General features: G+C 71.1%; 16 protein-coding genes. 7 read left to right on the top strand and 9 right to left on the bottom strand.

Annotated elements, in window-relative coordinates:
- Nucleotides 1-15 precede the first annotated feature (15 nt).
- The 4 genes from VF584_26635 to VF584_26620 all read left to right on the top strand — a co-directional run bounded on the left by VF584_26635 (nucleotide 16) and on the right by VF584_26620 (nucleotide 2,763).
- Nucleotides 16-987, top strand: coding sequence for a hypothetical protein (locus tag VF584_26635; protein ID HEX8213772.1), 972 nt, complete (start codon nucleotides 16-18; stop codon nucleotides 985-987).
- Nucleotides 988-1,104: 117 nt separating this feature from the next.
- Nucleotides 1,105-1,758 carry a hypothetical protein gene (locus tag VF584_26630; protein ID HEX8213771.1) on the top strand — a complete coding sequence of 218 codons (654 nt, stop codon included), beginning with the start codon at nucleotides 1,105-1,107 and terminating at the stop codon, nucleotides 1,756-1,758.
- Complete coding sequence (locus tag VF584_26625) at nucleotides 1,748-2,386, top strand: S26 family signal peptidase (GenBank protein ID HEX8213770.1); 639 nt, start codon at nucleotides 1,748-1,750, stop codon at nucleotides 2,384-2,386. Before VF584_26630 ends, VF584_26625 begins: the two co-directional genes overlap by 11 nt.
- Nucleotides 2,387-2,475: 89 nt before the next feature.
- Nucleotides 2,476-2,763, top strand: coding sequence for a hypothetical protein (locus tag VF584_26620; GenBank protein HEX8213769.1), 288 nt, complete (start codon nucleotides 2,476-2,478; stop codon nucleotides 2,761-2,763).
- Nucleotides 2,764-3,201: 438 nt separating this feature from the next.
- Here the strand turns inward: VF584_26620 and VF584_26615 are convergent, their stop codons facing one another.
- From VF584_26615 to VF584_26580, 8 genes are all read right to left on the bottom strand, one after another.
- A complete protein-coding gene (locus tag VF584_26615; GenBank protein ID HEX8213768.1) occupies nucleotides 3,202-3,474 on the bottom strand; it encodes an ATP-binding protein in 273 nt (90 codons plus the stop codon).
- An 88-nt stretch (nucleotides 3,475-3,562) separates the two neighbouring features.
- The gene (locus tag VF584_26610) at nucleotides 3,563-3,685 is read right to left on the bottom strand and encodes a hypothetical protein (GenBank protein HEX8213767.1); all 123 of its coding nucleotides are present in this window, start codon (nucleotides 3,683-3,685) and stop codon (nucleotides 3,563-3,565) included.
- Nucleotides 3,686-3,790: 105 nt separating this feature from the next.
- A complete protein-coding gene (locus VF584_26605) occupies nucleotides 3,791-4,348 on the bottom strand; it encodes a hypothetical protein (protein ID HEX8213766.1) in 558 nt (185 codons plus the stop codon).
- A gap of 45 nt (nucleotides 4,349-4,393) precedes the next feature.
- Complete coding sequence (locus VF584_26600) at nucleotides 4,394-5,524, bottom strand: Gfo/Idh/MocA family oxidoreductase (protein ID HEX8213765.1); 1,131 nt, start codon at nucleotides 5,522-5,524, stop codon at nucleotides 4,394-4,396.
- Between the two features lie 2 nt (nucleotides 5,525-5,526).
- On the bottom strand, nucleotides 5,527-10,572 hold the full coding sequence (locus VF584_26595) for a hypothetical protein (protein HEX8213764.1): 5,046 nt from the start codon (nucleotides 10,570-10,572) through the stop codon (nucleotides 5,527-5,529).
- Entirely contained in the window at nucleotides 10,569-16,616 is a 6,048-nt protein-coding gene (locus VF584_26590) for a hypothetical protein (protein ID HEX8213763.1), read from the bottom strand. The genes VF584_26595 and VF584_26590 overlap by 4 nt, the downstream gene beginning before the upstream one ends.
- Nucleotides 16,617-16,748: 132 nt before the next feature.
- Complete coding sequence (locus tag VF584_26585) at nucleotides 16,749-17,390, bottom strand: hypothetical protein (protein ID HEX8213762.1); 642 nt, start codon at nucleotides 17,388-17,390, stop codon at nucleotides 16,749-16,751.
- Between the two features lie 170 nt (nucleotides 17,391-17,560).
- Nucleotides 17,561-18,256: a hypothetical protein gene (locus tag VF584_26580; GenBank protein HEX8213761.1), complete on the bottom strand. Its 696-nt coding sequence runs from the start codon at nucleotides 18,254-18,256 to the stop codon at nucleotides 17,561-17,563.
- A gap of 746 nt (nucleotides 18,257-19,002) precedes the next feature.
- Between VF584_26580 and VF584_26575 the strand changes: the two genes are divergently transcribed.
- Nucleotides 19,003-19,515: a hypothetical protein gene (locus VF584_26575; protein HEX8213760.1), complete on the top strand. Its 513-nt coding sequence runs from the start codon at nucleotides 19,003-19,005 to the stop codon at nucleotides 19,513-19,515.
- A 33-nt stretch (nucleotides 19,516-19,548) separates the two neighbouring features.
- Here VF584_26575 and VF584_26570 read toward each other — a convergent pair whose 3' ends face one another.
- Nucleotides 19,549-21,174 (bottom strand): hypothetical protein, encoded by a 1,626-nt coding sequence (locus tag VF584_26570; GenBank protein ID HEX8213759.1) that lies wholly within the window; start codon nucleotides 21,172-21,174, stop codon nucleotides 19,549-19,551.
- A 788-nt stretch (nucleotides 21,175-21,962) separates the two neighbouring features.
- On the opposite strand from VF584_26570, the gene VF584_26565 reads away from it, so the two are divergent.
- Together VF584_26565 and VF584_26560 are read left to right on the top strand one after the other, a co-directional pair.
- Nucleotides 21,963-22,682: a hypothetical protein gene (locus VF584_26565; protein HEX8213758.1), complete on the top strand. Its 720-nt coding sequence runs from the start codon at nucleotides 21,963-21,965 to the stop codon at nucleotides 22,680-22,682.
- An 11-nt stretch (nucleotides 22,683-22,693) separates the two neighbouring features.
- Complete coding sequence (locus VF584_26560) at nucleotides 22,694-22,999, top strand: hypothetical protein (GenBank protein ID HEX8213757.1); 306 nt, start codon at nucleotides 22,694-22,696, stop codon at nucleotides 22,997-22,999.
- Nucleotides 23,000-23,290 lie beyond the last annotated feature (291 nt).

Raw genomic sequence — 23,290 nt, 5'->3', positions numbered from 1 at the left:
TATGAAGACGAGGGGGTGTACGGCGTCTTCGACGGGGTGGGGCCGCAGGTCTATTTCGCTGAAACTCGCGAACGCGCAGAGGACGAGGTCATCCGCGCGAACGAGATCGTCGCGCGCTTCCCGAAGACCCTCTCGATCGGCCACCTGCGCGAGATGGACGGGGCGTGGCGCGCGGCGCGCGGCCTGCCCCAGCTCCACGAGCCGCAGGGTCAGCGGGTGATCGTGGATGACTGGCTCCGTGACCGGTCTCCGGCGCCCGCGCCGCCCGCGCCCCGCGGCGGAACGGAAGTGCCCGCCTCCGCCGCGGTGGCAGCCGCGATCGCGCTCGCCGAACAGGCGGCGGCGCTCCGCGAGGCCGAGGCCGCGGTGGAACGCGCAGACACCGCCGCCGAGCACACGGTCCAGCTCTCGGCGTCGCTCGCGCGCGCCACGGCCGACGCCCACGAACCGCTGCAGCGGCTCCGCGCAGCGCTCCGCGAGGTGTTCGGGGAGCACGCCCCCGCCGCCGAAGCGGGATTCCGCGCCGTCAGCCTGCACGACGGTGCCGATCGAGCCGCCCGCATGCTCCGCGAGGACCCTCGGGCGCTCCTGCCCCATCCGCGTCCGCACTCACTCCCGGGCGGCGTGCGCGTGCGCGAGTCTGCGGCTGCGCACGCCTCCGACTGTGCGCCCATGATCGCCCGGCTAGACCGCGTGCTCCAGGACGCCGCGATCCACGCGGGACTTCCCGCCGACACGCACCTCGACCCCATGTCGGCCGCGAGGCGCCTGCGCGACCTGCTCCCGGTCCACCAGCGAATGGCGGCCGAAGCCCTCGACCGGCGGCGCGGCCCCCACAGCGCGGCCGATACGCGATCACGGCTTCGCAGCGCGTGGACAGCCCTTACCCCGCCTGAGCACGCCTCGGTACGACGGGCGGTTCCGGACCTGGACGCACTCCTCGACCCCGCAGCGCGCCGGCGGTCACCAGGCGGGCCGGAGCTGTAACTGGCTCCCCGCCGCCGGACGCCAGTTCAGCTCCCGGGGTAACACACGGAGGGGGAATACCCCCGTCGCTCCCCACCCTCTGGAGCGCCATCCCGTCAACCCCTCATCCCAGGACCGATGACTCTTCCCCCACTCGGCGGCCGTCGATCCGCGACGGCCGCCACCTGCTTCCTCCTCCTCGCGGCGTGCGGCGGCGACGGCCCCAGGATCACCCGGGACAGCGTCGCCGGCGCCTGTTCGATCCAGGAGCCGGGCGGCTCACCGAGCGGTGGCGCCGCCGCGTACGTGGAGCACATCACGCCGACTGCCGGTGGCGGCTTCGGCGTCGGATCGCTGGGCGTCTCCGTCGTGTGCGCCGTGGACGGCGCCGCCGCGGAGCAGGTTACGCTGATCCTCCCCAACCTCGTACGCGGGCGCGGGATCCCGGTCGGCGAGTACCGGGTCCGCAGCCCGTACCACGCCCTGAGCGCGTCGGAACTGGTGGACCCGCGGGCCGCGTGGGCGCGCGCGCAACGCGGGGGGACCGCCCCCGTGCTCTACATCGGCGTCGGCGGAACCCTCGTCATCACACGCGCCGAGGCGGGCATCCTCGAAGGCGCGTATCAGGTGGCGCTGGCCACGACGGACAGCGCCGTCGCGCTGCCCGGTGCTCGCCCGGAGGTGGGCGGGCCGCTGGCGGGCGACTCGCTCGGCGCGGTGCCGATCAGCCGGACGGTGCTGGGCGGGGCGTTCCTCGCTCCCAGGAAGGAGGGGGACTGGCGTGGCCGGTAGCGCGGGCGCCCTTCGCGTGGCGGCGGGAGTGCTCGCGGGCCTACTGCTCGCGACCGCCGGCCTCGGCCTGACCTACAACACGACGCCGAGCCTTCCGCCCGGTGTCTACCGGATCCGTCCCCTCGCTGCGGAACCGGTCCGCGGCGACATCGTCGGCTTCTGCCTCGCGGGCGAGCCGGCTCGCATGGCCCTGGCCCGCGGCTACGTCCACCCGCAGGGGCTGGAGCCCCTGGTCTACGGGACCCGCTGCGGGTCGGGGGCGGCAGCCATCGGCAAACCGGTTGCCGGAGTCCCCGGCGACACCATCGAGATCACCACGCGGGGCGTTCTGGTCAACGGCCGGCTCCTTCACCGCAGTCGCATCCAGCGGCATGATCGCTCCGGCCGCATGCTCCCCGCAGCATCGCAGGGGAAGCGGATCCTCCGCGCCGGCGAGTTCTGGCTCCAGTCGGAGTTCGCGCAGAACTCCTTCGACAGCAGGATCATCGGCGTGGTCCCGGAGAACAGCATCCTCGACCGAAGGGTATTCGTGATCGGCTTCGCGCCCCTCTTCTGCCTCACGCTGGCCCTGATGGCGGGCGGGACCCTTCGGCGGCTGACGCGGGCCAACTCAGGGGGTGTGCAATGACTTCGGCCGAATGTGCGGCGCGCCTGAACGCCCGGGTCGGGGCCGAGGTTTGGACGGAAGGGCTCGCCGAGAATCCCCGCTGGGTTTTTATGATCGAAAGCGACGGCATCTCCGTTGGCGTCCTGGATCTCTACTCACGTGACGCCGAGCTCGTGCTGGCGGCCCCGCACCGTCTGATCCTGACTGCCGTGATGCAGAAGGGGCTCCCGTGGGTCTCCGCACGGTTCGTCGATTTCAGCGGGAGGTACGGGGATGCCCTCCACCATTCGGGGGGTGAGAGCGTCGTGGGATTCAGCGCGCCGCTCAGCAGGACGTGGGGGTCGCTCTCCGTCGCTCACACCAAGGTGCGTGACGACTTCGGGCCGGCCTTCAGGTAGGGGTCAGGAAGACGCCGCAAGCGCCGCCGGGACAAATCGGAAGCCTTCTGGCGCTCATTACGTGGGGTCAGGCTGGAACATCCGGAGGGGGTAGTCCCGGCCATAGGCAAGAGCGGGCATGCAAAACGGGGGGGGCAAGGAGCGCCTTGCTCCCCCCGTCGTTTCGTGGCCGCGCCGGGTCACGCCCACAGGCAGAGCACGGTCCTAGCGGCGATGGCGCGGACCGCCTTTTCGACCTCCTCCTGCGTGGAATAGCGGCCGACGGAACGTCGAAGCGTTCCCATCCCCCATTCGGGATCCACACCCATCGCGCGCAGCACGGGCGACAGGCGGACGTCGTGCGCGTGGCAGGCCGATCCGGCGGAGGCCGCGACCTGGTTCCGAAGTAGTTCGAATCGTTCGAAGCGGCGTTGCTCCCCCCCTTTCGTTTCTGGATCGCTACTCCGCCGAATCCGATTCGCCTGCTGCTACCGCCGCTTCGACAGGCTCTTTCGCGCTTATTTCCGGGACGAGCGGTAAAGTGAAGGTGAAGGTCGATCTCTTCCCATCCTGGCTCGCAGCGGAGAGATCGCCTCCCATCAGAAGAGCGAGACGCCGGGAGATCGCCAGCCCCAGTCCAAACCCGTCGTGCGTACGGGTCAGTCGGTTGATCGCGTTGGAAAGCAGGTTGAGCAGCACTTGGCGCACGCGCAACCGGTCCGCGAGGACCAACGGCGGCGGCTCGGAAGGTGGCCGGACGCTGAGCTGAAGGCCTCTGGATCTTGCCTGCGGAACCACGAGTGAAACGCTTTCGTTCACCTCACTGGGCAGATGTGAACGTGGCGGGAAGCTCGCGGAACACCGGCTCCACCCGCTCCAAGGTGCCGGCGGTGTCGAAGACCAGGACGAAGAGCGGAGGAATCCCCGGCGGCAGGTCCGGCACGGGGGAGCGACCTCAATCGGACGGCCGAAAAAATGAGCCGGCCGATCGCTGGCGACCCGCCGTGCGAGCGTGCCGGGGGCCGGGCCGCGGCGACCGGCCGGCTGCTCACGTTCCTGTATTTGCCGTCTTGAGCCGGCGCAGGTACGCCTCCGGCAGCTCGGTCGCGATTCGGGGCGGGGTCGCCATGCCGATCGTCTGCGCCACGCTCGCCACGAAGTCGATGCAGGATGAATCGAGGAGGCGGTACTGCCGCCGGTTCCAGTCGTCCATCATCCGGTAGATGGCCGTGCGTTGGTCTGCCGTGATCGTGCGTCTGAGGCTCACCGTCACTAAGGAGAACCGCCCCGGTGCCTGCTGGAACTCCGAAGAGGTCACTCCCGGCCCCCCGATGTACGCTTTGTCCGCGGTAGGGGACGGGTAGAAGCCGAGGCAGTCCTCGCGGGGACCCACGTTGGTCGGAACGCTGATGCACATGAACGCGTGGCCGACGTACTGTGCGTTGGTCCAGGAAGGACGCGCCCCCATAAGTTCGATTGAGAGCGGAGGCGGCGGCTGCCCCGCGGCGGGGGTGCGCATCGTGGCCTTTGAATCGGTGTCTGGCGAACCACTGCAGCTCGCCAGCAGGAAGAGCATGGCGATCGAACGGAACGTGGGAGACTGCATGGTTCCTCCTGCATGGAAGGGCGGAAATAGGAGCGGGCGTCAAGATCACAGGAACTTCGCCGCCCGTGAACCGCGCGAACCGAGGTACGAGACTACCCCCGCGCGAGCGGCATGCAGCACTTCGTACGCGCCTGCAAACTCGTGGATCGGCGCATGGAGCCGCCCGGCGTCGCCGTGGCGGACTCCGTCGAGCAGGTTCTCCCACGAGGCGAGCAGGTCGGTGGCCGACACCCTCTGCTCCGGGCGTTCCGCGCCAGCGCCGTGCAGATGGGCGCGGCCGGCCGTGCCGTGCAGGACCAGCGTGACCTCGGCGACGGGGGGTGCCGTCCGGCCAGCACCGGTCCTGCCGGAAGGGGCCGCCACTAGGTGTAGGGCCAGCTCCCGCTGGTTGTCGAAGCGGAGCGAAAGGTACAGGGAATGCGCCAGCGCTCCGCTGCGGGGGTCGACCTCGGCTCCCTCGGCTACGAACAGCTCCGCGGCGCCGCGCGCGCCGAGGCCGAGCAGCCCGGCCGCGATTTCGTGGACGCACCACGCGGGCAGCCACGCGGCGGCCCGCGCGGCCGGGTCGAGAGGGAGCGCGGCCGTGCGCGTGCGCACGCGCAACTCCGCCCGCGTCACCGTTCCCAGCCGGGCGTGCTCCCCCCGGTCACCCACCACCCTCTGCACGCGCGGATTGGAGAGCACGCCCGAAGCGTGCTGGACCATCCGTCCCGACGCCTCGGCGGCCCCGGCCAGGGCCAGCAGTGAGGCCGGCTCGGGAGCGAGCGGCCCCCCGAGCAGGACGTCCTTCCCCGCTTCGCACGCCGCACGTGCGAGCCGGGCGTTGCGCGCCTCTCCCGCCGCGACCACCACGATGGAGACATTCGGATCCGACAAGACTCCGCCGTCGTCGAGCGCCTTCACGGGGGCGCCTCCCGCCGCGCCTGCGCGGTGGAAACCCAGGTCCAGCGCCATCCGGCGCGGGTCGGCGAGGGTGAGAAGCTGGACGCCGCGCTGCGGGCGCGCGAGCGCGTCCACCCAGTTGCACCCCCACGCGCCCAGGCCGAGCACCGCGACCCCGAGGGGAGCGTCGCCCAGGCGGCGGCGGACCCAGCCGGGGCCCGCGGTACGGGCACAGGCCAGCGCGCCGGCCGCCAGGAACTGGCGGCGGGTCATCACCAGGATCGGTTCGCTCATGGTCACGTCTCGTCTCCTGTGCGGCCGCCGCTGTTCTGCCTCACCACCCGGATCGGTTCCGTGATGCTGATGATGCGCATCCGGCGCCGTACCTGGCTCGCTCCCTCCTGCTGGTTCCGAGGCTGTGGCTGGATCCTGGGAAAGAGCGCGTCCCAGAAGCTGGCTTCCCCCAGCGAGCCGATCGCTCCCGCCCAGTTGGCGAACGCGTTGGCCCAGCCGCCCTCGACGGTGACGATCCGGCCATACGCGTTCTGCTCCGGTACGCGCACGCCGTCGTCCAGGGGCCGCCACTCCGTTCCATTCTGCTCGTTCGTCGCGCGTCGCCAAAGACCGATGTACAGCTCCGACTCAGCCGGGGCTCCTCGGTTGCCGGCCGCCATGGTTACCCGCTGGGTCACGAGCAGGAGCGGCTCCCAGATGGAGCTCGCGTTGAGCTGCGAGAGAACCGCCGCGTTCGCTTGCGAGTTCCACAGCGTCAGCCGGGTCGGGTCGCGCCGGTCGGGTCGCAGCTCCGTCTGCTCCACCGAGAGGTATTCGCGCGTGGGGACCAGGTGGGCTTCGGGGAGGAGCTCGACCCAGTGGCCCTCGGTCCACTCCGCCACCTCGCCTTCGCGCCAGGTGCGTGCCGCGCCCCTGCGCCGCAGCGTGAAGCTGGGTGCGTAGTGCCGTGCGAAGCGGGGCCGCAGGTAGTACCAGGAGAGGTCGAGGCCGTCGACCCGCGGCGGGTTCAGCAGGTACGAGGTCGTGTGGTACCAAGGGTTCGGATCGGTCGGCCGGAAGGTGTGGCCCACCGGCCCGGTCACCTCGATCGTCCGGTTCGCGCTCTCGGGCCCCGCGGCTGCCGACAGGGTGGGCTTGGGCGCGAGCGCCGGGCGGGTGCCCTTGGCCCCTGCGTCCATCACCTCGGCCCTGAACCGCTCCGCCAGCCCGCCCGAGGCGTAGGCCGGCCCCTCTACCACGGTCATCAGCCCGGCCGCGCGCGAAGGCGCGGCGTCCTTCGGGTCGCGGTGGATGAGGGGGAGGACAGCCCGGACGCGCGGAGCGACGGCTCGTTCGGCGGGACGGCAGGGGATCAGGAAGGAGCGCCAGACCCACGCCTGCGCGCCGCCGCCGAAGTCGACCTCACCCGAGCAGTACCAGGGCTTGACGCTCGCATACCCCGGGTACAGCCCGGCGTAGCGGTGCGTGGCCGACAGCGCGAAGCGGTAGTAGTCGGCCCGGCGGTCGCCGGCCAGGTCGATTTCCTGGGTCCACTCCACCGCCTGCACCCGGGTGGCCGCCCGCTGCGGGGAATCCGCCGCCGCTGGGCCGCTTACGGAGCGCGGCTCCATGGGGTCGTCGTCGCGAGGCACGTCGCTCAACTGGCCGAACTCACGCGCCTCGAACGCCGCCCACCTCACCGGGTCGAGCCAGCGGGAGCGCCACGCCTCGCCCTCCTGCTCCGCGGCGGTTCCCCCCGCGCTCTCGAAGGTGGCGGCGCCGGGGAGGTCGTCGATCGTGCCGGGGAGCTCGCGCCCCTGCCAGGTCCAGCGCTGGCGGTGCAGGTTGACGCGGTTGACGAGCCGCCTTTCGTTCGGCAGGGCGCGCGTGGTGAGGCGGAGCCGCCCGGCGTCGGGGATGCTCCCGTCCTCGAGGATCACGGAGCCCTCGAACGCCGGCCGCAGGCTGTTCCACAGGGCCCGCAGCTCGCCCGGGAGGATCTGCCGCGGAGTGGCCACCTCGATCATCAGCGTCCAGGGGCTGTACGCGACGGAGGGGCCGAAGGCCGCTTCGGTGTCCCGGTCCGCCCCCCGTCCCACGGCGTACTCCGGGTCGAACCGGCCTGCCGCCTGGGCGGTGAGGAGGGGCGTGGCGACCAGCCGGTAGAGCTTCCCCGCGGCCACCGCCACCTGCACCCTGTCCCCGACCTGCGTGATCCCGTCGGCGGCCGGGGTCGCCCGGACGTCGACCTGGATGCGCGCGGCGTTCAGCCCGTCCACCGCCTCAGTGAGGCGGAGACCCTCGGGATCGTAGGCGCGGCCTCCCAGCGGGATCGGGAGCCCGCGGCCGCGGACGTTCCAGCGGTTGCTGGCGTCGTCGAACTCCTGCAGCACCAGCCCGATGGCCGTGACGGCCGGATCATCCAGGTCCATCGGCTCGCCGGGCGTCTGCGGGTTCTGCCGGTGGCGCGCGTGGTTCCGCTGCATCCGGGCGTGGTACTCGGCCACCACGCCGGCCCGTGCCTGGTCCTCCAGGCTGCTCCCTTTCCAGCGCAACCAGGTCTGCAGGTCGGTGGAGGGCGGCCGGAGCGCGAACGACCACGACGAGGCCGCCCGTGCGTCCGGCTCGGGCGCCAGTAGGAGGAGGGGCTCGCCCGCGCGCGACTCGATCAGCTCCTCTGCGAACAGCTCGCGGGCGCGCAGCGCCACGTCCAGCTCGTCGGGAACGGAGGGCGGCGAGATCCAGTCTCCCCGCGTGCCCGCCAGGCGGACCTGTCCCACGGCAACACGGCGGGGATACCACACCTTCACGGTCAGGCCGCCGGTCGCCGGCGGCGCCAGGGTGGGCGGCGGCGCGCCCCGCGCGCCGAGGCGGATGCGGGCCGGGTGCGCCGCGTCGTGCTGGAGCTCCACGGGGAGCGCGCCGCTGTTGGGAAGGGCGAACGCCGCCACCTCGTAGCGCTCGCCGAAGACCAGCATGGGGATCCGCACCCATTCCGGGGGCACCTGGTAGCTGGAGGCGGCGGCCGGGAGGACGTAGCTGTACCGGAAGGGGCGGGCCTCTCCCGTTTCGGCCGGGGCCGCGTCGGCCCCGAACATCAGCGCATGGCCGTTCATCCGGGCGAGCGGCCCGTGCGCCACCAGCGGCACGTTGTCGTAGGTGAGCAGCGTTTCGGACAGCTCGCCGGTGAAGGCGAGCCGCGGCCCCACCAGCAGGGGGCGCCCCTTCCAGCTCTGGATCGTCGTTTGCCCGTCGAGGCAGGCCAGGTCCGCCGCCTCGGCGTAGTTGAGGCACCGCCAGGTGCGGACCCGGTTCTCGTTCTCGACCTTTCCCATCATCACAGCGAAGCCCGCGTAGCGCCGGAGCGGGTCGGCTGCCTCGCCGCCGGACACCTCCGCCTCGGTCCGCCGCACGGGGAGCACCTGCACCGAGAGCGCGTGCGGCACCGGCGTGGCGGCGCGCAGCTCGCCCGGCGGGCGCGGGGAGGTGCGGGCCGGGCCGGTCGGCGCGACACCACCTACCTGTACTTCGGGCTGACGCTCTCGGCCGGGGTCGAGGCGGAGCGCGCCACCGCGGCCGAGGCGCTCCTCCTCGTCGGTCTCCAGCTCGGGGACCAGGGTACCGGTGAACGCCCCCGCGGCGGCCTGCAGCGTGGCAGCGAGCCAGGGGGGGAGCGGGGTACCGGCGGGGGCGCGGAACGCCGGGGCGTACCCCGCCACAGCCGGGAGCGGTGCGGCTCCGCCCCCGAAGCGCGACTCGGCGTAGGCGGCGAGGACCTGCGGGAGCGTCGCCACCAGCCTGGCACGCTGCTCCTTCGGGTCGGCGACCCGGTCGATCCCGCCGATCCAGGCCCGCCACACCGGGCCGATGCCGCCGGCGGCCAGCAGGTGGCGGGCGCGCATCCACCCGGCTCCCGCGCTGCCACCCCCGAGTGCCTCGACGGCGTCGCCCAGCTGCGTCTTCTGCGTCGCCGAGAGCGCGTCCAGCCGGCTCCACTCGGCCAGGAGGAGCGGCTTCAGCACCCCGGGCTCCTGCAGGAGGTCGTGCAGCTGCTGGAGCTCGGCGATCATCTCGGCGGGCGCCTGCTCCGGCCGCGTCGCGTCGGGTTCCAGGACCACCAGGTCGACCGGCGCCTCGGGGGCGCTGCCGCCGCCGCCGGGGAGCGCGGAGAGGCTCCGGGCGCGGAGCGCGGGGCGCAGGACGCCGTCGACCCACTCCGCCAGCGAGAGCGGCCCCGCGCCGCGGGCCGCGGCGCGGAGGCTGCGCGCCAGGTCACGCACGGCGGGGACCTCCGCCTCGAGGGTCCCGAGCAGGGAGTCGTCGGGCTTGTCGGGCTGCGCCCCCGGCCCCGGCGCGGCCGGCCGCTCTCCCGCGCCCACGAAGTCGCGCAGGCTCGCCACGATCATGGCGCGCACGCGGGGTGCCAGCTCCGTCCACACCGGCGCGGGGATCCGCACGCCCTCGGCGGCGGCCGCCTCGCCGGCGTGCAGGCGGCGGAGGGCGTCGATCAGCCGCTGCGGTAGGTCGAACGCGCCCAGGGCTCCCCGGTGCAGCTCGACGCTCCACGCCGAGCCGAAGACGCCCCCCTGCGCCACGCGGATCCAGAGCCGTTCGGGATCAATGGTCGGCGCGACGACCGGCGCCGATCCCGGCGCGCGCGGGACCGGGTCGGTGTACCCGTTCACCCGGATGGCGGCGCCCGCCCCGGCGTAGGTCGCCTTGAGGGTGGTGGAGCCCCCGCTCGCCGCGAACGCGCCGGTTGGGGAGAGCACCGCCTGGGCAGGGGCAAGCCGCACCACGGGGAGTGCCACGATCTCGGCCGTGGCGCCCGCGGCGGGGACGCGCACGATCCACGAGAGCTTCAGCCACTGCGCGTACGGGTAGGGGAACGCCGCGGCCTCGGCTAGCGCGAGGTGCCACGGGCGGGGAGGCTCCGGGCCCGCTCCCTCCTCGAGCGAGGTCTCGGCGACGCCCTCCGGTGTGGCGGTGGGCGAGGCGCAGCCGAAGCGCGCCCCGCCCCCGGTCCCGTTCGCCTCCGCCCACAGCGCCTCCAGGTTCGCGACTAGGCGCGCCCGGTCGTCGCTGCGCCCCTGGGGGGCGGGCTCCCCGGCGAAGGGGTCGCGGTCGAGGACCTCGACGCCGGCAAGGCGCGAGAAGGGCCCTCCCGCGGCGCGCCCGTAGAGGTGGATGTCCGGGACCTCCCAGGTCCACGGCTTGAGGAGGAGCGCCTCGGCCGCGGTGGCGCGCTCCGCCTCGACCCCGGCCGAGAGCGTCAGCCCGAAGTACAGGTAGGTGGTGTCGCGCGCCCCGAGCGGGTCGGTGGTGCAGAAGAGGGCGATGTCGCTCATGCCAGGAGTGCGAAGTAGTCGGTTGCGAGGCGCTGGAGCGTGGCCGGCTCCAGGAGGGGCCCGGCGTGGTCGTCGCCCGGGCACCCCAGCCTGTAGGTGACTTGGCGGCGAACCTTCAGGGTGAAGAAGCGGCAGATCTTGATCTTGAGCGACACGGTCCCCACACCGATCAGGACCCCGCCCCCGTACGACAGCTCCAGCATCAGCGTGAGCTGCACGCTCACCAGCCGAAGCACCGAGACTTCGCCGCGCAGGAGGAAGAGCACGCCGATCCGCAGCCCCCGGTCCTGTCCACCGCCGATGGAGAATTCGAAGGTGAAGCCCAGCGCCACCATCACCCCGCCGCTGATGGGGCCGAGGGCGACCGCCACGCTCGCGTTGGCGTTTATCCCCACCGAGAGGGTGGAGGTGATCTTCCCCGTGGAGAGGACGTACCGGGCGCGGATGTCGAAGTACCCGCCGCCGCCCAGGGCGAAGATGACCAGCGCGAAGGGAGCATCCTTCCTCCCCACGAACGCCCCCAGCTCCACCGCCAGCTGGTCGAACCCCCCGGCCCAGGTCAGCCCGAAGCGTACGCCCAGCCGGAGGTTCGACACGCCGAAGGCGCCCATCTGGAGCGGCGGCATCGCCAGGTCCAGGAACGACTCCAGCCCCTGCGGGGTGAGCGCGAAGTTGAACCCGTCCTCGCCGCCGCCGGCCTCTTTCAGCAGGTCGTTCAGGAATTCGAGCACCGGGGCGAGCCGGATCCCCGTGGGGTCAACGTGGAAGGAGAGCTTCCCCGGCGAGCGGAACTCGAGGGCGGTGTCGACCAGGCTGATGATGGGGTTTCCCGCCACGCGCACGTGCCAGGTGGACGAGATCTTTCCCCAGACCGAGCGGGTGCTGCCGTCGGGCCCCGCGGTGATGGAGGTTTTCGCCTCCAGCCAGGGGTCCTGGAGGTCGACCGATATTGGGCCGGCCGAGAACAGCGTGCAGCTCTCCATCTGCACCCGCTGCAGCCGAGCGTCGAGGCGCGCCTGGCGGGTGACTTCGTCGAAGGCGTGCGTGATCTTCAGCTTCCCGTCCAGGTCGCGGGGAAGCTTGATCCCGTTGAAGAGCGAGGCCACCTTCAGCCCGGCGAAGTCGCTGAAGATGTCGTTGAAGCGGAAATTCCGGAGCTCCGGCGGGATCAGGCGCTCCGCCAGCTCGTGGGTGGGAAGCTGCATCCCCATCCCCTTGAGCGCGTTCCCGACCTGATCCACGCGCGCCAGGACGGGGGTGATGCCGATCCGGCCGGCGCCCTCCTTGAAGTAGTAGCCGATCCGCCCGCGGCCGAAGTTGAGGTTGGCGGCGTCGGGGGGGCGGCCGAAGGCGCGCACCAGCCGGAACGTTTGGTCGGACGCCGCCCGGGCGGCGTCCCACTCCGCGGGGCGGGGGAGCGCCTGCAGGTCGCGGCGCAGCGACCGGCCGAGCTCCGATCCCCATCCCCCCAGGCGCCGCTCCAGCTGGTCGATCCCCTCCCGGAGCTGCTCCCTCCCCGCCGCCTCGGCCTGCGTCACCAGCGCGGCCACCGCGACCTCCACGCGCGCTTTTTCATTCAGCAGCAAGGCCTTCTGGCTCTCGCCGAAGCTGCGGACCTGCGCCGCTAGGGCCTGCGCCCGTTCCTCGACGCTCCTTCCCAGCTCGGCCACCTGGCGGCCAGCCATGGCGACCAGGGCGACCTTGCCGGCCTCCGCCCAGTCGCCCGGCAACGTACCCTGGCCTACGATGCGGAGGATCTCGCGCTCCAACCCGTCGAGCTGCGCGCTGACGACGTCGCACCGCTCCAGCCGGTCCAGGAGCGCGGCGAGGTTCGCGGCGCCGGGGTCTCCGCAGACGGCCTTCACCAAGGCGTGCAGTCGGTCGCGCAGCGCCTGCTCCAGGGCTTTGGTGGTGTCCTCGTAGCTGGCGCGCTCCGCCTCGAGCGTTTCGAGCGCCGCGCGGAAGGGCTGCGTGAGCGAAAGCGCCACCGTGTCGGCGTGCGCCATCCAGACGGCGCGCAGGTCAGCCACTTGCGCCTCGAACGCGGCGAGCCGCGCCTCCCACGCCTCCACCCGCTGCCGCAACCCAGCGGCGTCGGCCACGGCGGGCCAGGTCGCGGAATCCTTGCTCCAGGCGAGCCACAGACCGCGCAGCGAGCCGGCCGTCCGCACCAGGAGCGCGGCCAGAGGCTCGGCCGAGGAGGGGAGCGCACGGACTTCTGCGAGCACCCCCGCGCGCCACTGGGCCACCCTGGCGGCGCGTGCGTTCAGGTCGGTGATCCCACGCCACGCCGCGAGCTCAACGTCCTCGGTCACTGCCTCGATGAGGAGGGCGTGGTAACCTCGGCTCTTCCGGCCGTTCCCGAGCGGGATCCCGTTCACGAACCGGTCGACGGGCGCGCGGTGGGCCGCGGTGATCTCCCCGGCGGCGGCCGCCACCGCCGCCGCGCGCCGCCCCAGCGCGCTCCGCATTTCCGTCTGCCCCGCCTCCAGCCTCGCCAGGGCGTCGCGATAGGCCCGGTGGGCCGCGGCGAGCTCGCGCGAGAGATCCGCCGGCGGGGCCGCCGCCGCGAGCACGGCCTTCAGGCGCGCGGCGTCGCCCAGCCCTCCGGCCAGGGTGCGCAGCGCGGTGGAGACGGCCTCGTACGCATCCTGGACCCCCGCCACGGCCTCGAGTCCCGCGTCCGCGGCAGGCGCGCCGGCTCCCGCGCTGCCGCGCATCAGCGTGAGCGTTTCCACGTCGCCGGCGAGCGACTCGTTCCGGACCCCCGCCAGCAGGTTCACCCGCGCGTCGGGGAGGCGCACCCGGAAGGTGACGCGCTCGAACCCGAGCGGGGTGGACGGGTCCGGGATGGTGCGCGTGGCCAGCTCGCCCGCGTGGGTGAGGTCCGCCGGCATGGGGGGCGCCTGGGGGAGGGCGTAGGCGACGAAGTCGACCCCCTCGATCGGGGGCCAGGTGGCGGGATCGCCCTTCTTGAACCCGGAGCCCGCCCCGGGGGGCTGGTCCGCCGTCAGCGTGAAGAAGTAGACGTTCTGCGGCTCGGTGAGGAGCGCCTGGACCTCCTCCTCGCGCCGGACCCCCACGCCGGTGCAGGCGAGGTGGATCTCGGGCTTGGGGTAGATGGAGGGCTCGGCGTCGAACGCGGCCGCGTTCCAGAGGGGGACCTTCCACCCCACGTCGCCGACCTCGGCTCCCCAGGCGCTCCGGACGGGGATGCGGGCGTCCGCGGGAAAGTGCGTGGCCTTCACGAAGCCGGCGCCGGAGCGGGTGAACTCGGCGACGGGCTCCACGATCTCGATGTACTCGCTCACCTTCCGCACCACGGCGCGGCCGGCCAGCGGGGTCTGGTGCGCCTGGAACTGCGGGGTGGCCTCGAGAGTGCGCTCGAACACGCTCACGTGCACGGCCCGGTTCCAGAACACGCCGATCCGGCCCACGCGCCGCACCACCAGGCGTTCCAGCTGCCCCATGGTGACAGTGGCCTCGAACCCGGAGAGACCGCTGTCGAAGGCCGCGTCGTTGAGGCCGTAGCCGCCCAGCGCACTCAGCCCCAGCCCGGTCACTTGGTGCGGGTGCTCCTGGAGCTCCTTATCGGTGGGGTTCCGGTGCCGGAGCAGCGCTTCGTACACGGGGCCCTGTTCGACCGCCCACAGCGCCCCTCCCCGCAAGGCCGCGGGGTCGTTGATCCGCTCGAAACGGTTGCGGGTGTCGATCTCGCCGGGCGCCAACAGCTTGCACGCAAGGCCCTCCCGGATGGTCAGCGCCTCGAGCGCGAAGCGCTGCCCCGGCACGAACGGCTCCAGCAGGTACAGCCGTGCCCGCATCCAGCTCCGCAGCTCGTCCCACCGCTTCCGGGCGGTGTCCAGCGCATTCCGGTGCAGCTGCGACGTGGCTTGCCACCTCGGCGGGCCCAGGGCGTCGCGGGGGTCGCCGATGCGCAGGGCGATCTCGGCCGCGCGCAGCGCCGGGGGCGGGTCGCCGGCGCCTGGTCCGTCACGCCGTGGGAAGGTGCAGGAGAGCCCATAGAGCAGCTCGAACTGGAGCTGCGTGACGGTGACGACGTCAGTTTCCCTCACGCGCGGGTCCGAGAAGATCCGGCGGAGGTTCCACGGCGCCTGCCGGTACCTAACCGGGGCGGCGGAGAGGTTGAGACTCAAGCGAGCGGGGGGGCCGAGCCGGTAGTCAAGCGTGCGGTTCTCGCGGTCCGCCAGGTCGCGCTCCACCTCGATCTCCTCGCCCACGGCCTGCGCGGGGAGCACCAGGCAGGCGTCGGCGGCTCCTCTCTCCTCCATTTCGCCGGCGAGCGTCCACGCGCCGTCCCTCCATTCCGCGACGACCGGTTCGTCGGACGCGGTCAGGAAGTCGGGGTACAGCACCAGGGCCACCAAGAAGGGGCGCGTGTCGATGACCACCACGCGGTTGCGCCTTTCCGGCGAGAAACCCTCGCAGTACGGCGCCGGCGGCGGGGTGGGGGGCGGGGTCGAGTCCGGAGTCGGGGCCGGGGTCGAATCCGCGGGCAGGCGGGATGCCGCGGCCTTGAAGGACTGCAACTCGAACGTGGTCTCGAACGGGCGGGGGCCCGCGGACCAGGTTTGCCTGCCGACGAGCACCAGGCGGGGGTCGCCGACTGCGTGGTCGGGCGCCAGGGGGATCACAATGGGCGGGGGCCGGTCGCCGTCGGCCGCCGGAGCTTCGAAGGGGTCCTGCCCCCCCGGGACCGCCGCGTAGGCGCCGAGCTCGAGCTCGGCCGTGATACTCCCCAGCCCCCCACCGCTCTGCGCCGCCGCCGTCACGCGCCCTCTGGGAAGTGTAGCGGACGCTGCATCCGCCGTGGTCGAGGCGGTCGCGAGGGTCAGGTCCAGCGCCCCCACGCGCACGGTGCTGCGCAACGCTGCCGCCGGCTCGTCGCGCGCGTCCATCCGGAAGGCGACCGCCGGCTGCCGGAGGAGGTGCCGGATCCACGCGGCCAGCACGGCGCCGTCGTTCCCGGAGTCGAGTGCGGCGGCCTCTTCGCGGGGCATGGGAACGACCCGCGTGCGGACGCTGAGGGGATGGCCGCTGCGGGTGGGCACGCGGGAGAACACGAGGGTGGCCGCAGCTTGGCGGAGAGGCGTGAGCGCGCGTGTCCGCCACGAGTCGGCTACCGCTTCCGATTCCTTCTCCCACCACACGGCCCACGACTGGACCGGCTCGGCCGTCCCTGTCCTGAGGTGGGGAAGGAGCGACATCTCGCCGCCATGGCTCCCCGCGTTTTCGTCGTACTCGTCGGCGACCGCGTTCCAGTACAGCTCGACGCCCCGGCTCGGGAGGCCCAGCAGCGCCACGAACTGCCGAACGCCGCCGGTGGGCGTGGTCTGCCGCGTCCAGTGCACCAGCTGGTACGGTTCCGGCTCCCACCTGGTGCTCCACCGCGTGTCGTGGAGAACCGGCCCGTGCACCGGGTGATCGTTGCACCGGTCGATGGGGATGTACCCCGAATGCATCAACAGCGAGTTCGTTCCGATCCGGATGGGGGCGTGCCGGAGGGCGTAGCTGTACCGTGCCGAACCGACCGGGGGCCTTACCCGCGCCTCGCGGGTGAACAGCAGCGCGTGCATCCCCGTTCCGGGGCCGGGCTGGCCCATCGGCTGGACGTAGACCCGCAGGCTGCTCGTGAACGTGAGCGGCCTTAGCGCAGCGCCAGGGCTCGCCTCGGCGCACTCCAGCCCGATCAGACGATGGCTCTGCTCGAAGGGCTCGTTGCTGCCAGTGGAGACCGTGAAGGCTCCCTTCGCGAGCCCCAACAGGGTGTTGTCGGGAACGGTCTGGGGCTGATCACCGAGCCTGAACGTCGTCACCGCGACTCCACCGTCCGCCACGGCCAGGACGAGTTCCAGGCGCAACCTTTCGTTTCTCGCCAGCAGGCACGGGCAGTCGCCCACGATCCGCACTGATCTCGCGCTCCACCGGACGGCGAACCGGCGCGACCGCGCGGCCTGCAGGTACAGGAACGGGGCGAGGTCGTTCGCAGCGTGGATGCGCAGTTCGTCGTCGTTGAACGACACGGGAGCCCGCGCTCCAGCCGCAGAACGCACGTCGAAAGCGCCATCCCGGAAAAAGATTGAGTGTGACACGCTGCGCGCGGTGCAGGGGAAACGAGGCCGAGCGGGTGGGATGCCCCGGTCGGGACTGCGCCGTCAGGAAGCCGGGACCAGCCGCACGCTGAGCCCGACAGTCACCGTGGGGCTCAGCGCTCGCGACTGCGCCTCGCCGCCGAGCTCCAGGAAGCCGCGCAGCCACGGCGCGCGCGCCCCGCTTCCGCTCTCGCTGGACCAGAGTGCCTTGGGAGCTACCAGCAGCCCCAGCGCGCCCGAAGCGCCGCCGTGGCCGGAGAGACCGTCCGGGGAGTCGTGGAAGTCGTAGAAGTGGAGCCCGAGCGCGCCGTAGAGCTGCACGCCGTCGGCGACCTCGTGCAGCCCGGCCCGGAGGCGCGCGCTCCAGCGCCTTGCCGCCGCGTCGCCGTCTCCTCCCTCCACCGACCTGCCGCGGAGGTGGCCCCACCACATGCCCACCTCGAACGCGGGCTGCAGGAGGGTCAACGACCCGACGGGTACGGGGGCGTTGCGTTCGAGCGCGATCCGGAGCTCTCCCCCGGCGGCGTCGGCAAGGCGCTGGCGCGGGCCGCCATAGGGGCCGCCCGCCGCGGCGCTCAGAACGACCACCCTGGGCTGCGGAGGAATGGGCTCCGGCTCCGGCCCGGGCTGTGCCCGCAGCGGGGGGGCCGCGGCCGCGAGGGCGGACGCAAGGGTGAGAACCTGTGCCGCGCGGTTCCAGTGCATGTGGGTGTCTCGACGGGTGGGCGCAGCAGCTTCCCGAGCCGTCCGCCGCGCCCTTGCCAGGGTCCTGCCGGTGCGAGCGGCGCACGCGGCGGAGGGGCCGGACGGGACGAACCAGGCAGGTTCAGCAGATTGGAGGGACGGGGGGGGCGAGTTTCCGCCGGACGACGAGATTACGGTCGCGGCATGGCCAGGTACGCCGCCATCACGTTCGCGCACTTGCGGCCCTGGTCCACCCGGCGCGCGACCTGCCGGAACGAGGCGGGCTCGTAGGTCTGCAGCATCGTGGTGATGTACGACTGGGCCTGCCGCACCCGTTCGGGTGTCGCGCTCGGGTCACAGAATTCGAAGGCCGCGCCGTAGCCGCCCGTGGTGGGCGTCATCACGCCGAGAATGAGCTGGCTCCCGGTGCCCGCCCACCGCGTCCACGTCCACGTCTTCTCCAGCGCCGTGCCCAAGTAGGTCGTGATGACCTCCCACTTGAGCGCCTGCGCACCGAGGATGAACTTGGCGATGTCGGCGTCGCGGCTCACCTTCACCGAGATCGTGGCGACCTGCTGCGTTTCGTCCGCCAGCGTTTTCAGGTTCGCCAGGAAGTATTCCGGCCTCGCCTGGGGATTGTCCCGCTTGAACCACTGTGCGTCCGGATTGGAGACGGCGCCGCCAATCTTGTCGAGCACGACTTTCATTGCCACGTCGATGCAGTTCGTGGAGCAAGGCGGGAGGAGTGTCGCCGCGGCGAGCGCGTCCGGAGCGTGCTCTGCCGAATCGGCGCGCCCGGAGGTACTCTCCGGTGCCTTGCTGGCCGTGCATCCAGCAATTCCGGCGACGTATGCGAGCAGAATGACCGAGCGGGAAAACCTGTTCATGGGAATCTCCCGGAACGAGGGGCGGATCAGGAGCAAGACGAGGAGACGCGCGAGACTGTGTAGTTTGCACGTTTGCACTTTGCGGGTCGTCGTCGATTCTGGACCCTTCATGCTCGGCCAAGGCCAGTCCGGCCAGAGGCGAGGCGGTCCCGGCGGCCTCCAAACTCACCACCGAAGCGGTGCGGGCGATTTCGTTGTACGAGGCGACGTTCCGGGCGGGAGGGGCACCGTGGGGGGGGCGGAACCGGTGCGGCATCGAAGTTCGCGTCGCTCATGAATACAGCTGGATAAACGGGGACAGGAACAAGTCAGCGGACCGGTGGACACGCAGACCGAGCTTGGGTCAGGGTGGTGGCCGGAACCGCCTAGGCAAGGTAGGACGGACCAACCCCGCGGACAAGAATAATTGTGGCGCAGCTGGATATTGCGCTCGGTAGCGCCAGCCGCCGCTCCCTGTTTTGGGCACTGTTTTTTCCCCATCGAGGGGTGGCAGTTCCCCAGCATGCGAGGCTGAGGCTGAGGCTAGCTCCAAATACATCGCATCCACCTAGGGCCGTGGCGGCGCCGCGAGAGACAAGGGAAGGCTCAGGGACAGGGGACAGCAGCCGGAATAGCACTCGTCTGCCGCGCGGATTCTCGATGCAGGACTAAACCAGGTGATCGCCCGCCCAAGAACGACATCGGTGGCTTCGCGGTACCTGTAAGGAGAGTGACATGACAATTCTCTCCAGACGAACGGCGGCTTGATGCCCGCATTGGAACGATTGATTCGCTTCGTGCACGACGCTCCAGCCGGAACACTGGTTCCGGTGGAGTCGCTTCGCGAACTACTCGCCGGCGTACCGGCAGCGGAGGAGGACCAGGAGCGGCGATTTTCGCCCGCGGAAGCGGCGGAATGGCTGCATCGCCACTTGGGCGGACGAAAGCGGACCGCCGCCGCCGTGCGCAAGGTGATGCGGACGGGGTTCCGTGGCGTTGTGCTGAAGTCGTACTCATACGGCCGCGAGCGCCGCACTACCGAGGCCGACCTCCGGCAATTCGTCGTGCAGATCGGCGCGATTCAGCGGCCGCCGGCACCGGAGACGGCGGACGCCCCCCTAACCGTCATTGCCACGGCTCCGGCTAAAGGCGGAGTCGCGACGAAGACCCATCGCGATCCAGGCGACGAAATCGCCGCCGCGCACGAGCGGTTCGGACGGCCTCGAACGCCGGAGCCCGCTCGGTCGCCGGGCCAGCGGCGGGCCGCGGGGGGAGCATGAGGAGGGCGGCTCCGTCGAGCCGCCCTCTTGCAATCATGCCGCCTTACGTCCCGGTTCGATCCGAGAGTCGTCCCCCGCCACTTGCCGGAAAGGCGCTCCCCTCCTCGCACCCTCGCGCCGGACGTAGCCCCGCTCCACGAGCACGTTGCGGCAGTAGTAGAATGTTCCCACGGGAAGCCCTGACGCGACCTCCCACTGCTTTGCGGCGAGCCCCTCAGGGGGCAGCAGAGCAAGAACGCTGCGGAGCTTCGGCGTCAGCTCCGCGCGCATGCAGCGCGCGGCCTGGCCCAATCGATGGCCGTACTGGTCCGACCAGTCCGTCCAGCGAAATTCGAGCTGCGGACGCGCGGCACGGAAACGCGTGTGGCGGAAGTACCGCCGCTCGATCATCTGGAACGACCCGTGACCCATCTCCGCCTGCAGTTTGACGGCGGTCATCGGGTGGCCGAGCTCGTCCAGGGTGTAGGCGCGGTGAGAGCAGTAGGTCACGCGCAGCCGGCGGGTGCGGACCTCTCCCGTCTCGTATCCGCAGTAGACGGCCACGCGGTCCAGGTGCTTTCGCCAGTCGCCCAGAGGAACGGCTCCGTCGCTCCACTGCGCCGGGAACAGAAGGGGTCCCGGGGGAGCGTTCGGCCCGCTCAGGTACTCGGCCAGGATCTCCGCGAGCTGCGGGTGCAGCGGCATCACGCGCTCCCGGTACTCAGTCTTCAACCTGTCCCTCATCTCGTCGGACCGGACCGCTTCGTTCGGCCGGACGATGATCACCCCGTTCGGAAACTCCACGTCGCCGGGAAACCGCACGTCCGCCACCCGCACACCCGCGCGCTCGCTCTCGATGACCCCGGTGAGCAGGTAGAACGCCAGCAGCGGGTAGATGGGCGGGCCCTGCCGGTGCGGCGGGTAGAGCCGCCGCGCGCCCTCCAGCAGGAGCGCGCCTTCCCACAGCTCCAGGTGCTTCGTCGGGCTCGGATCAACCGCGGGGAGGTCCGTGCGCTCGTGCACCCAGTTGGTGTTGATCCGCCCTTCGGCGACGGCGGCCTGCAGGAGCTCGCCGAGCGAGTCGAGATAGCGGCGCTGCGTGGTGGACGTCAGCACGCCCCTGCACCCGCCCGGCTGGTCGCGCAGACGCGCCGGCGGGTTGGTGCGCAGCTCCTTCATGTACTCCCGGATGTCGGCCGCCTCCAAGTCGCGCAAAAGCACCTTTCCGCGCTTGTGCGCGAAGAAGCGCGCGGCGTGGACCAGCTTGCTCCGCTGCTGGTTCAGGTGTCGCTTGGTGATCCGCTTCCGGCCGTGGCGGTTGGCCTTCTCCGCCAGGTACCACCCGGCAAAGGTAGCGATCCGGTCCAGCTCGTCCTCGGCGGGAGCGGAAGCCGCCTCGGGAGACTCGTCCGGCACCGGCAGACCGTCGGGGTGCTGCGCGCGGAGGTCGCGCAACTCAGTGAGCCGCTGGGCAAACAGCAGGGAGGCGTGCACCGGATCCCTGGTGGCCCCGCGCTCGCCCGGCCGGACCAGCGCCTCCATCCTGCCTCCCCACTTCCCCCAAGCACGCGCGTCGATGTAGGCGCGCCCGTCCTTCCAGTACAGCCTAGCGTGCGGCTCTTGCGGGCCGACCGCCGCCTGCGCCTGCCCGCCTGACCTCTTCTTGGCTACTCGTAGCATCCTTTAGTTCCCCAGCCGGGCAGGTACAGGTCCGCGGCTTCTCACCTGTGAGATACCGCGTACCCGGGGGAACCGTTCTGCGTTTTGTTACTGGAGTTTTGTTACTGGCTCCAGACCTGAGCTAAAAACGAAAACCCGCAGGCGGCGTAAGTCGCCGTCCTACGGGCCATTTAGCTCAGGTTCGCAAACGAATGCTCGAACCCCCGACCTCCGGTTTAGGAATCTTGTGCTCTATCCACCTGAGCTACGGGAGCCAAATCGGGTCGAATCTAGCAAGACACACGGGGGCGGTCAATTGAAGCGCGCGCACGGGCATACGCACCGCTGCGCGCGTGCGCCCGCCTCTCGATGCGGTGCGCTGGCGGCTTTGGAGCGGCAGACGCGGCTGGGACTTGACGCCGCATCCAAACAGCACCTAATTCGCCGTTACAAGCGAACCGCTGGGAAAGATCAGTCGCTCTATACCGGATGCGGCCGCCCCCTCTCGTCTCTCGTGTCAACCCTTTCGCGTAAAAACTTTTATGATGCCTCGCAAAGCACCCGGGACGAGCGTCGTCTGCGCCGTACTCCTTGCATTGACCGCCTGCCGGGATCTCCCTACGGCTGTCGCACCATCAGCGCCCGCACGGAGTGCCGGAGGACGAGCTGCCGCTGGAGGAGGGTTGCACCTCGGGCAATCGCCGCTGGTATGTGTGCTCGGCCGCCCGGCACCGGCGCCAGCCACCGGATGGCAGACGCGCCGGGATACGATCTTCCTCCCCCGCTCGGAATACGACGCGCGCGGCCCGATGGTGCGCTACCTCTTCTGGCGGTTGGCGCCGGGTGGCGGGATCGCGCACACGGCGACCTGCACGGTGCCGTACTCGGAGGCAGCGCTGCGCCGCGTGGATCGCCACTTCGGCGTGGAGCGGGGCGGAGGGGCGGACCAGTTCATCGTGCGCCAGGGGATGTTGACGACGCAGAGCTGTGTCGAGGACGAGAACACCAACGCGTGCGTGTTTGACCCGCTCGTGGTCACGGCGCCTCCAAGGGAGAACTCAGACCCGTGTGAGGCAAGGCCGCATGAATGCACGAACAAGTTTGGGAGTGGGTCAGAGGATTGGTGGAGCGACCCCAACTCGTGGGGTGGTGGTGGAGGCGGGGGTGATCCAGCCCCCCCAGAGGACACCGACCCGGCGAAAAGCTATGAACAGGGCCCGCTTCTCTGGACTGTGTGTGTGCTCGCGATGCTGAATAGCACCTATACGGTCGCGCAGGTGGCGGACAAGTTCGAAGCATGGTACAAGGCGTATCGGGAGGCCGAAGGCCTACAGCGTCTTTATCAAGCGATTATCGAGAACAATCCCGACCCAGCTATGCGACAGTTGTACGAGTATCAGTACAAGCAGGCACTCCAGCGTCAGGAGGACGCGAGGGGCGCAGTATCCGAGGCAACCGGCGCGAGCGCGTGGGCACTGTTGGGCGCGGGACTCGCGTGCGGGGCGTCGGCGCTGGTCCCAACACCCTAAGGGAGGAGGTCGTGAGGGTGAGAGAAATGCCGCGTACGGCTGGCGCCAGGAGATACAAACAGCTTCTTGCGATCATCTGGGTCGCAGCCATCGTCGGAATCACGCTGTCCGCCCGTGCGATGCTCGACGCGATCCTCGACGCGCCATTCGTCCCAACCGAGCGGCTGTGGAGGAGCGTGGCTAAGCAGGCGCTTTTCATCTGCGGGGGCGCCATAATGCTTTGGATCGCTCATCGGGGCACAAGTAGGAACCTTGCTCCTCCGGAGTGGCTACTGCTGGTGCTTGTGCTACTCCAATCGCTTGCGATCCTGCTGTAAGTAGTTCAGTAGGCAGTTCGATTAGAGGCTTGGGCGTGTTCCCCCTGGCAGGGGCCGGGCTGCGCGCGCAGTAAGGCGACAAACAACGTCGCCAAACCGCGCCCGGCCACTGGCGTTCGGCGCCGGTCGCGCTACAGCTCTCGCATCCGCACGTAGGCCATGCCGGCCGTTTTCGGATGTGGCTGCTCTGGGATTGCTCGTTGTGTTTCTGGATTTACTTAGGAGCGAACTTCGAGCACGCGAGGCGGTTCGGAGTGACCGTCCGTGGAGCGCGCCCGCCCCCGCCGGGGC

The sequence above is a fragment of the Longimicrobium sp. genome (genome assembly GCA_036389135.1).
GTDB lineage: Bacteria > Gemmatimonadota > Gemmatimonadetes > Longimicrobiales > Longimicrobiaceae > Longimicrobium.
Note: the sequence above shows the minus strand (reverse complement) of the source record. Positions and strands in the feature narration are given on the sequence as shown.

Excerpts from the sequence above, each read along its gene's own strand:
- VF584_26620 (HEX8213769.1), top strand. The coding sequence starts at position 2,476 with ATGATCGAAAGCGACGGCATCTCCGTTGGCGTCCTGGATCTCTACTCA.
- VF584_26580 (HEX8213761.1), bottom strand. The coding sequence starts at position 18,256 with ATGAACAGGTTTTCCCGCTCGGTCATTCTGCTCGCATACGTCGCCGGA.
- VF584_26605 (HEX8213766.1), bottom strand. The coding sequence starts at position 4,348 with ATGCAGTCTCCCACGTTCCGTTCGATCGCCATGCTCTTCCTGCTGGCG.
- VF584_26585 (HEX8213762.1), bottom strand. The coding sequence starts at position 17,390 with ATGCACTGGAACCGCGCGGCACAGGTTCTCACCCTTGCGTCCGCCCTC.
- VF584_26595 (HEX8213764.1), bottom strand. The coding sequence starts at position 10,572 with ATGAGCGACATCGCCCTCTTCTGCACCACCGACCCGCTCGGGGCGCGC.
- VF584_26630 (HEX8213771.1), top strand. The coding sequence starts at position 1,105 with ATGACTCTTCCCCCACTCGGCGGCCGTCGATCCGCGACGGCCGCCACC.
- VF584_26575 (HEX8213760.1), top strand. The coding sequence starts at position 19,003 with ATGCCCGCATTGGAACGATTGATTCGCTTCGTGCACGACGCTCCAGCC.
- VF584_26570 (HEX8213759.1), bottom strand. The coding sequence starts at position 21,174 with ATGCTACGAGTAGCCAAGAAGAGGTCAGGCGGGCAGGCGCAGGCGGCG.
- VF584_26600 (HEX8213765.1), bottom strand. The coding sequence starts at position 5,524 with ATGAGCGAACCGATCCTGGTGATGACCCGCCGCCAGTTCCTGGCGGCC.
- VF584_26565 (HEX8213758.1), top strand. The coding sequence starts at position 21,963 with ATGGTGCGCTACCTCTTCTGGCGGTTGGCGCCGGGTGGCGGGATCGCG.